Below are 9,162 nucleotides of genomic sequence, written 5' to 3' on the forward strand. Positions count from 1 at the left end.
GAGGCGGTGCTGGCGGCGGCACCGATCGTGTATCCGCTGACGCTGCCGATGTGTTCGCCGATAAGCGACGGCGCAAGCGCAGCCGTCATCTGCAATGCAGCGGGCTTGCGCAAACTTGCCGTGTCGCCCGGCCGCGCAATCCGGATCCTCGCATCGGTGTTGCAGACCAGTTCCGAACGCGACGCGTGCGACTACGATCGGCACGTCACCCGGTTGGCGGCGGCCCGTGCCTATGCAGCGGCTGGCGTCGATCCGACCGACGTCGACGTCGCCGAGGTTCACGATGCGACTGCGATGGGAGAGATCATCGAAATCGAGGCGCTGGGCCTGGTACCGCCGGGCGAAGGTGGCATCGCCGCTGAGCGCGGCGAAACCGTCCTTGGTGGTCGCCTGCCGGTGAACCCGTCCGGCGGGCTCGAAAGCAGGGGTCATCCGATCGGCGCAACAGGTCTTGCCCAGATCTACGAATTGGTCGGGCAACTGCGCGGCGAAGCAGACGCGCGGCAGGTCGACGGCGCCCGTGTCGCGATCGCGCAGAACGGCGGCGGAGTGGTGGGCGTGGAGGAGGCTGTCGTCGCAGTCACCATCCTCGGTCGATAGGGAGCAGAGGGCATGGAATTCCAACCAGACGAAGAGCAGCGGATGGCGGTCGAAAGCGTCCGCCGTTTCCTCGACGACAAACTGGAACCTGAAATCCGCGGCCATGGCCCGGGCTTCATCCCTCGTCAGCTCATGCAGCGTTGGACCAGTGAGCTGACACAGTTCGGTCACATCACGGCACCGCATGCTGAGCAGTGGGGCGGGCTCGACATGGGCTGGCTGACGCATCTGATGGTCTTCGAAGAGATCGTCTATTCGTCGCTCGACGTTGCCATTCCGGGGTTCATCAACGCGGTGGGTATCGAGCTCATCAGGCGCAACGCGTCGTCGGATTTGCAGGATCGCTACTTGCCGGGCCTCGTCGCAGGTGAGCTCTTCGTATCGATCGGAATCTCGGAACCCGATGTCGGTTCCGATGTGGCGGCGGTGAAAACGCGGGCGGTGCGCGACGGCGACCATTGGATCATCAACGGCGAGAAGACGTGGATCACCAACGGGGCCTATTCGGACATACTGATCTGCACCTGTCGCACGGGCGATGACGAAATCAGCCACATCCTGATCGATCGCGCGGAAAGCCCGTACGAGGTACGCGACATCGAGAAGATGGCCTTGAACGGCCAGTCTACAGCGCAGATTTTTCTCACCGACTGCCGGGTGCCCGCGGGCAACACGCTGGGTCAGCCCGGGGACGGCTTGCGCAACACGCTGAAGGTGTTCGAGATCGCGCGTTGCCACATGGCGATGTGGAGCATCGGCATTGCCCGGCGCGCGCTGGACGAGGCGATCGCTTATGCAAAGGAGCGCACGCAGCATGGTCGGAAGATCGCCGGCCACCAGCTCATCGCCGACAAGCTGGCGACCATGGCGACGCAGATCGATGCCGCACGGCTGCTGACGCACCGGGCGATAGCGCTCGTCGATGCCGGCATTCGCGCCGAAACCGAATGCGCGATGGCCAAATGGTTCGCGACCGAGATGGCCATCGGCGTCACCCGCGACGCTCTGCAGATCCACGGGGGCAACGGCGTGACGAGGGACTTCATCGTCGAGCGACTGGCACGCGAAGCGATCATCTGTCCGATCCCGGATGGAACGACGGAAATCCAGAAGCTCATTATCGCGCGCGCGTTGACGGGCATCGGGGCGTTTCGCTGACGGAGGGTACGATGATGATCGACACTTTGCGTTACGACGGCCGGGTCGTGATCGTCACCGGCGCCGGTGGCGGGCTGGGTCGTCAGCACGCGCTGCTGTTCGGTGCGCGCGGCGCTCGCGTCGTGGTGAACGACCTTGGCGGTGGGCGCATGGGCGACGGCAGCTCGTCGACCGCCGCCGACCGGGTGGTCGAGGAGATTCGCCGCGGCGGTGGCGAGGCGGTCGCGAACTACGATTCCGTAACGGACGGCGCGCGGATCGTCACGACCGCGCTCGATGCGTTCGGCACGGTCGATGTGGTTGTGAACAACGCCGGCATCTTGCGCGACGTCAGCTTCGGTAAGATGACCGATGAGGATTGGACGCTGCTGCACGACGTGCACTTGAACGGGTCGCGCGCTGTCACGCAGGCGGCGTGGCCGGTGATGCGCGACAAGGGTTATGGCCGCGTCGTGATGACGACGTCCGCCGCCGCCATCTACGGCAATTTCGGGCAAGCCAACTACGCTGCGGCAAAACTCGGCATTCTCGGTCTCGCCAATGCGCTGGCGGAGGAGGGCCGCACCAAGAATATTCGGGTCAACACGATCGCTCCGATCGCAGCGTCGCGGATGACGGAAACGGTGTTCCCGCAAGATTTGCTCACGCGGCTGCGACCGGAGGCGATCAGCCCATTGGTAGGCTGGCTGGCTCACGAGGATTGCAGCGAAACCAAAGGCCTTTTCGAGGTGGGCGCCGGCTATGTCTCGAAACTGCGATGGCAGCGCTCACGGGGCCATCGCTTTGGCGACATGGCGGATTTCACGCCTGACGACATCGCGCGTCACTGGTGCGAGATAAGCGATTTCACGCATGCCGAATACCCGACGACGATCAACGACAGCCTTGCCGCGGTCCAACCCCCGGCAGGAGCCGGCGACTTATGACACGATGGAATAGATTGCCCGCATATTGAATTGGACGACCGCGTCCGACCACGCGACTCCGTTGGTCGATAATCATAAATTCTTGGGAGAGATGGGGCCATGAAACATTGCCTGTTCGCGTCCGTCGCCTTGGTTTGGGCTGGATCGGCATTTGCACAATCGGCACCGGTGGCGTCGCCGACGCCGGAGCCCCAACCCTCTGGCCAGACCGAAGCCGCGAGGCCGACGGCGACGGAGGCGCTTTCCGAAGAGATCGTCGTGACGGCCACCAAGCGGGGCTACGCAGAGAGCGTGCAGAACGTCGCCATCGCGATGACCGCATTCGGGGAAGCTCAGCTCGACGCGAAGTTCGTGCAGAACCTCCAGAGCCTGAGTTATGATGTACCCAACGTGCAGCTCGACGGCGTTGGCACTGCGCCTGGTTACGCCAACTTCACGATCCGCGGCCTAGGTATCAACAGCACCATCCCTTCGATCGACCCTACGGTCGGCGTCTTCGTCGACGGCATGTATCTGGGGATCAATGCGGGCGTCGTCCTCGACAATTTCGACCTTGAGGGGGTTGAGGTGCTGCGCGGACCGCAAGGATTGCTGTTCGGCCGTAACGTGACAGGCGGCGCGGTGGTGATGCGCACGACCCTTCCCCGCTTCACCTTTGGGGCCAATGCCAAGGTTTCCGTCGAAACGGGGCTCAAGAAGACCGTCAGTGGGATGGTGACGGGACCGCTGATCGATGACGTCCTGGCTGCCAAGCTGGCGGTATACTACAGCGACGACGACGGCTGGTTCCGAAACCGCTTTGACGGCAGGAGTTTCGGCAAGTCACGCGACCTGATCATCCGCCCGGCGCTCTCCTTCAAAGGCGGCGACGATTTCCGCATGGATATTCGCTTCGAGCATGGCGATGTCGATGGCGACGGCGCCCCGGTTCAAAGCCACGCCGTATTCCCACGCAACACCTTTGGTCTGTCGATTGACTTCCCGGGCTTCTACAAGGCGGTCTGGAACCAGGCGCTCGTCGAAACGAATGTCGATATCGGCCTGGGCGACGGCGTCATCACGAATATCTCGGGCTATCGTCAGTTTCGGTCGCGGACGGCGACCGATATCGATGGGACGCCGCAATCGTTCTTCAACGGCTTCTTCAATATTGCGCAGAAGCAATTGAGCAACGAGCTGCGTTATGCCGGGACATTCGGTGCGGTCGAGGTTACTACCGGCCTATACTACTTTACCCAGGATCTGAGGTATGCCGAGCGTCGCAATCTGCTGAACAATACCCGCATCGTTTCGGGTGGGGGGACCCAAGACCAGACCACATGGGGCATCTTTGCCTCTGCCGACTGGCATTTTACCGACACATTGACGGTCAATCTGGGGGGGCGTTACAGCTGGGAACGCAAGTTCGTGCGCGTGGGCACCTTGCGGGCGGACGGGTGCAATCTGGCCGCGCTCATCTGCAATACCAACTTCGTCGATTCCGATGACTGGAAAAGCTTTACGCCGAAAATCGGACTACAGTGGAAGCCGGATGACCGGACTCAGGTTTACGGCCTCTACACACGCGGTTTCCGCAGCGGCGGATACAATTTGCGCAATACCGACCCGGGCGTCCCGCCGGGGCCGTTCGATCAGGAGGTGCAGGACAGTTTCGAGATCGGGGCAAAGAAGCAGTTCGGCCGTAGCCGGCTGAACCTTGCCGCATTCCATAACCAGCTGGACAATCTGCAGCGGGAAATCATCGTTCCTGGTCCGCTCGGCGTCAGTCAGGTCATTCGTAACACGGCTGACGCGAAGATCCAGGGCGTGGAGGCGGAGGGTCAATTCTTCGTATTCCCCAATCTCGTGCTGTCTGGACAGGTGGGCTACGTCCACGGTCAGTACAGCAACGTCCGTTTCGACATCAGCGGCGACGGGATCATCAACGACGTCGACCGCAATCTGAAGCTGCCGCGGCTTTCGCCTTGGACCTATGGCGCGGGCATCACATACGATCAGCGACTGGGCTCGGTCGGCACCGCGACCGCACGCGTCGATTTTACGCACCGTGATAGTGCCCGCTTCACCGACAACAATATCGGTTTCCTGCCCGCGGCGGACATGCTCGACGCTAGCCTGACCTACACGACGACCGATCGCGTGTGGCGCGTCTCGATCTATGGCCGCAATTTGCTGAACGAGGTCACTTATGGCGGCGACACCCCACTCTCTACGGCGTTCGGCGGTGTCGGCGCCAGCCTGTCGCCACTCAACAAAGGACGCGTGATCGGCGGAGAGGTGGCACTCAGCTTCTAGGCATCCACGCTTGGCGCACGCGCGCGATCAGGTCCTTGCCTGCGGGCTTGATCGGCCATCGCGCGCGTGCGGCGTATGACAACACCAGCGGGTCGAGCAAGCCCGTGTCGAGCAATGGTACGAACGCATCGCGAAACCAGCGGCTTGCTGTGAAAGCCCTTGCCACCAGCCCGATGGTATCGGTCGCGGCGACGATCTGACGAACCAGCGGGAAGTGGTCGGTCAGGTGGATGCGATCTTCCGGGCGTTGCCCGTCCTGCTCATACAGCTGCTGGATGATCGGGGTGTAGGGTTCGGAAGAGGACGGAACGACAAAATCGAACCGCGCCAGCGACTGCTTGTCGACGGGATGGCGCGTTAGGATCGGGTGGTCCTTGCGTACGAACGGCAGGATTTCCACCGTCGCGATGCGATCGCTCTTGAACTGTGGCCAGCCGGCGAAGGCTGCCTCTAACCCGAACGCAACATCAATATCTCCGCGAGAGAGCAGTTGCACCGCACGCTCACTATTTCCCGAAACCGTTTCGATCCGGACGCTGGCACGCCGCTTCAGAAGCCCGATCGCCGGCCCCATGATCAACCAATCGATCGAGCCCGGAAACAGCCCGATGCGAAGCAACCCCGCAAACGGATCGGTGTTGCGGTCTCGCTCTCCCAGCAGATCGAGCGCATCCGCGAGCAGCCGTGCGGCCCGATCGATGAAGTCGCGGCCCTCCGGCGTCATTGCGACGCCGCGCGATGTCCGGTTGAAGATCGCGAAACCGACCTGTTGTTCGAGGTCGGCGACACTCTTCGTGACCGCCGATTGGGTCACGCCGACAGCCTTGGCCGCGCCGGAGAACGAGCCGACTCGCGCGACCGCAACGGCATATCTCAGTCGGGGATCGAGCACGGATAAACCTTTGCCTTTTCACTTGTCGTCCGCAACACCCCAAGTGGCCTTGTCAAAGCAACTAGACTTGCTTCGTTTAAGTGAAGAGGCATTCGCTCAGCGTGACGCGGTTCGTTCGAACCGCGCGGGACTGGTGTAATCGAGTGCGGAGTGGCGCCTGACGAGGTTGTAGAAGCCGTCGATATAGCGGGCAATGGCGCGCTTGGCTTGGACGCGGGTGTAGAAGACGGTGCGCCAGACAAGCTCGGATTTGATGGTCTTGAAGAACGTCTCGACTATCGCGTTATCGTAGCAATTTCCTTTGCCGGACATGGAGATGCGGATGCCGTGGCGACGCAGTCCGGCCTGGAAGTCCACGAAAGAATATTCGCTGCCGCGGTCCGAACGGTGAATGAGCCCTCTGGGCGGACGCCGCATGACGATGGCCTTGCGTTGACGTCCTCCCTGTTTTTTCATCCGGTTTGAGTGAGAGTTTTCCGGCCCTTTTAAGCCCGCGTGCAAGGAGCCGGGACATGAAGAAGTCGAGGTACACGGAAGAGCAGATTGCGTTTGCGCTGAAGCAGGCGGAAATGGGCACGCCGGTGGCCGAGGTCATCCGCCGGATGGGCGTGTCGGAGCAGACGTTTTACCGCTGGAAGAAGGTGTATGGCGGACTGGGCGGCGGCGAGCTGCGGCGGGTCAAGCAGCTTGAGGACGAGTATCGCAAGCTCAAGCAGCTCGTCGCGGATCTGAGCCTGGATAAGCACATCCTGCAGGACGTGCTCGCAAAAAAGCTCTGACGCCTGGGCGACGGCGCGAGATCGTCGCGCAGGTCCAGGCGTCCCACGGCGTCAGCGAGCGGCGTAGCTGCCTCGCGCCCGGCGTCGACCGCTCGTCGGTGCGGTACGTGTCGCATAAGCCTGACCAGGCGCCGCTGCGGCTGCGCATCCGTGACCTGGCGGCGGCACGGGTGCGCTACGGCTATTTCCGGATCTACATCCTGCTGCGCAGGGAAGGCTGGCTGGTGAACCACAAGCGCGTCTATCGGCTCTACCGGGAAGATGGGTTAAGCCTCCGGCTCAGACGTCCTCGTCGCAACGTCAGCGCTGCAAATCGCGAACGCCAGCCCGCGGCGTCGGCGCCTAACGAGATGTGGTCGATGGACTTTGTCTCGGACGCCTTGTTCGACGGCCGACGGTTGCGGGCGCTGACGGTTGTCGACGCTTTCACCCGTGAGGCGCTTGCGATCGATGTCGACCAGGGCATCAGGGGTGAGCAGGTCGTGGCGGTCATGACGTGGATCTCGGCGATACGCGGCGCGCCCAAGACCATTCGGGTGGACACTGGGCCGGAGTTCATCTCGAAGGCGCTCGATCGCTGGGCGTATGAGAACGGCGTCACGCTGGACTTCTCGCGGCCGGGCAAACCGACCGACAACGCCTTTGTCGAGAGCTTCAACGGCCGGCTGCGGGACAAGTGCTTGAACAGCCACTGGTTCCTGTCGCTGGCAGACGCCCGAGCCAAGATCGAGGCTTGGCGACGGGACTATAACGAGAGCCGTCCTCACACGGCGCTTGGCTGACTGACGCCAGCAGAATATGCTCTATCCGCCGGGGTTACCCCGGCGGATGCAGGCCGGAAGCTCGCATCATGCCCGGATAAAAAACCGGGGGACCGTCAATCTTACCTTTGTGCCACTGCCATGGCCGTGGAAATGGTCGGACACCAAGACGCTGTGGCTGACCGGGCTCGCTCTCGCGGCATTCCTGCCTTCATCGCGCACTGGCTCGCGGGACTTCGCCGGGCCGCCGTCTGTACCGCCATTACCGCCATCGGTATTGCCCCTGCGCCGCTCCCGGTCGGATGGACGACGTTCGCGATCTTCGGCGCCGCAAAGATGACGCGTCCACCCTGCGCGTCATGCCTCTCGGATCGGCGCGAAGCTTCGGGGGGCAACGCTTTGCGTCGTAGCCCGCGTTGCGCAGACGATGGCTACTATGGCGACTATGATCGAACGGGCGATCACGGCAGCTTCGCTTTCATCGTCGCCAGCGCCTCCGCCCACCCGGCAAGTGCACGCGAGACCAGGCGGCCATGAGCAGAGTCGGGATTGGCGGCATAGTCATTCGCCCAGGTGCCGCTCGCCGCGTTCGAAAATCCAAGCGTCGACAGCTTGTTCTCGACCACGGAACGCGTACGCATTTTGTCGGCTTCGGCCCTGCTCATGACGGCAGGGTTTGGATCGAGGCGGAAGTCGCCGTTGCCCAGCGCCTTGCCGGGTCGGCAATTCACAAGCTGCGCCGCCCGACCGTTCCGCGTCATCCGCGGCACGCAGGATCCTCCCTGCGCACAGAAGGATACGCCGTTCGCATCGCGCCGCATGATTGTCGCGGGCAGCAGCCTGCCTGCCGACCAGCGATGGCCCATGTCGTCCGTTACCGGCCGCAAGATGCGGATCCGGCATTCCCGGACGGGTTTCGCCGCGGCCGGCAGGGCCATGCCGACAGACAGGATGAGGATCATGGAACGTATCATCAGTGCCTCCAGGACAGTTTCGGGTCGGATCGACGAGCCCTTCAGGGCGCTGCGGGATGCAGCAGGTCTTCGACGCCCATGCGGGCGAAGAAGGCGCGTTGAAGTTCGGCGGTGACGCCGTTGATGCGCGTGACGTCGCGGCCTTGCGGATCGATGTCGACACGGCGCGGGCGTGTGCCGGGCATCATCGCGACGATGTCACGGATAGCCTCGGCGACCTCCTGTGCATCGTGGCGACGATCGGGCAGGTTAGTCCTGTCGAGCCGCTCGGCGAGTTGATCCGACAGGCCCGCCAGTCGATCGTATTGTGCCACGATCCCGACGTCGGCCGGGCCGACCGCGTGTTTGAAATGATCGGTGCCGGACGTGTAGGCCCCGGGCTGAACGATCACGGTCTCGATGCCATAGCGCGCGGTCTCGAACGCCATCACCTCGGCCAGCACGTCTCCGGCCGCCTTCGATGCAGCATAGGGGCCGGTGAAGGGGTCCGGCAGGCGATTGATCCCGCTGCCGGTATAGATCAGCAGGCCTCGTCCCGCTCGCCGCATGGCCGGGAGCACCGCGCGGTTCACCCGCACCCAGCTGATGGCGTTCAGGTCGATGACCTCCGCGATCTGCTCGGGCCGGAACTGTGGATCGGCGTGGAAAAGGGACCCCGGTAGCGGGGTGATCGGCGTCGAAAAGGGACCCCTCATCCCGGTGGTCTAGGCTGTTCGCTTGGCGTGTGTCAGGCGGCGAGATCGGGATGCTGGTATTGGAGACGGTGTTGAGGATCCG

The 9,162-nt window shown here is 63.0% G+C and carries 8 protein-coding genes and 1 pseudogene; 5 read left to right on the top strand and 4 right to left on the bottom strand.

The genetic code is table 11. The features are described 5' to 3' along the window. From AX702_RS05730 to AX702_RS05745, 4 genes are all read left to right on the top strand, one after another. The coding region (locus tag AX702_RS05730) for a thiolase family protein (protein ID WP_197420505.1) at nt 1-600 on the top strand (600 nt) is incomplete at its 5' end. A gap of 12 nt (nt 601-612) precedes the next feature. Next, nucleotides 613-1,758, top strand: a complete 1,146-nt coding sequence (locus tag AX702_RS05735) for an acyl-CoA dehydrogenase family protein (protein ID WP_017980757.1) — start codon at nt 613-615, stop codon at nt 1,756-1,758. Nucleotides 1,759-1,769: 11 nt separating this feature from the next. Further along, nucleotides 1,770-2,684, top strand: a complete 915-nt coding sequence (locus AX702_RS05740; RefSeq protein WP_017980758.1) for an SDR family oxidoreductase — start codon at nt 1,770-1,772, stop codon at nt 2,682-2,684. A gap of 99 nt (nt 2,685-2,783) precedes the next feature. Then, the gene (locus tag AX702_RS05745) at nt 2,784-4,979 is read left to right on the top strand and encodes a TonB-dependent receptor (protein WP_020486663.1); all 2,196 of its coding nucleotides are present in this window, start codon (nt 2,784-2,786) and stop codon (nt 4,977-4,979) included. On the opposite strand, the gene AX702_RS05750 is transcribed toward AX702_RS05745, so the two are convergent. Then, nucleotides 4,969-5,871 carry a LysR family transcriptional regulator gene (locus tag AX702_RS05750; RefSeq protein WP_017980760.1) on the bottom strand — a complete coding sequence of 301 codons (903 nt, stop codon included), beginning with the start codon at nt 5,869-5,871 and terminating at the stop codon, nt 4,969-4,971. The two genes, AX702_RS05745 and AX702_RS05750, sit on opposite strands and share 11 nt — an antisense overlap. 96 nt (nt 5,872-5,967) lie before the next feature. Further along, nucleotides 5,968-6,303, bottom strand: a pseudogene (locus AX702_RS05755) (integrase core domain-containing protein); the annotation flags it as partial. Nucleotides 6,304-6,383: 80 nt separating this feature from the next. Here AX702_RS05755 and AX702_RS05765 point away from each other — a divergent pair. Continuing rightward, nucleotides 6,384-7,432, top strand: a protein-coding gene (locus tag AX702_RS05765) for an IS3 family transposase (protein ID WP_156002746.1) whose coding sequence is annotated in 2 segments (ribosomal slippage) — nt 6,384-6,636 and nt 6,636-7,432 — 1,050 coding nt in all. Because the reading frame shifts where the segments join, the coding sequence is not laid out codon by codon here. 440 nt (nt 7,433-7,872) lie between these two features. Here the strand turns inward: AX702_RS05765 and AX702_RS05770 are convergent. Beyond that, nucleotides 7,873-8,385: a hypothetical protein gene (locus tag AX702_RS05770; protein ID WP_156455375.1), complete on the bottom strand. Its 513-nt coding sequence runs from the start codon at nt 8,383-8,385 to the stop codon at nt 7,873-7,875. Nucleotides 8,386-8,426: 41 nt separating this feature from the next. Further along, nucleotides 8,427-9,080, bottom strand: coding sequence for an SDR family NAD(P)-dependent oxidoreductase (locus tag AX702_RS05775; protein WP_017980765.1), 654 nt, complete (start codon nt 9,078-9,080; stop codon nt 8,427-8,429). Between the last annotated feature and the right edge of the window lie 82 nt (nt 9,081-9,162).

It is taken from the genome of Sphingomonas sp. CCH5-D11, assembly GCF_001557395.1.
Lineage (GTDB): Bacteria > Pseudomonadota > Alphaproteobacteria > Sphingomonadales > Sphingomonadaceae > Sphingomonas.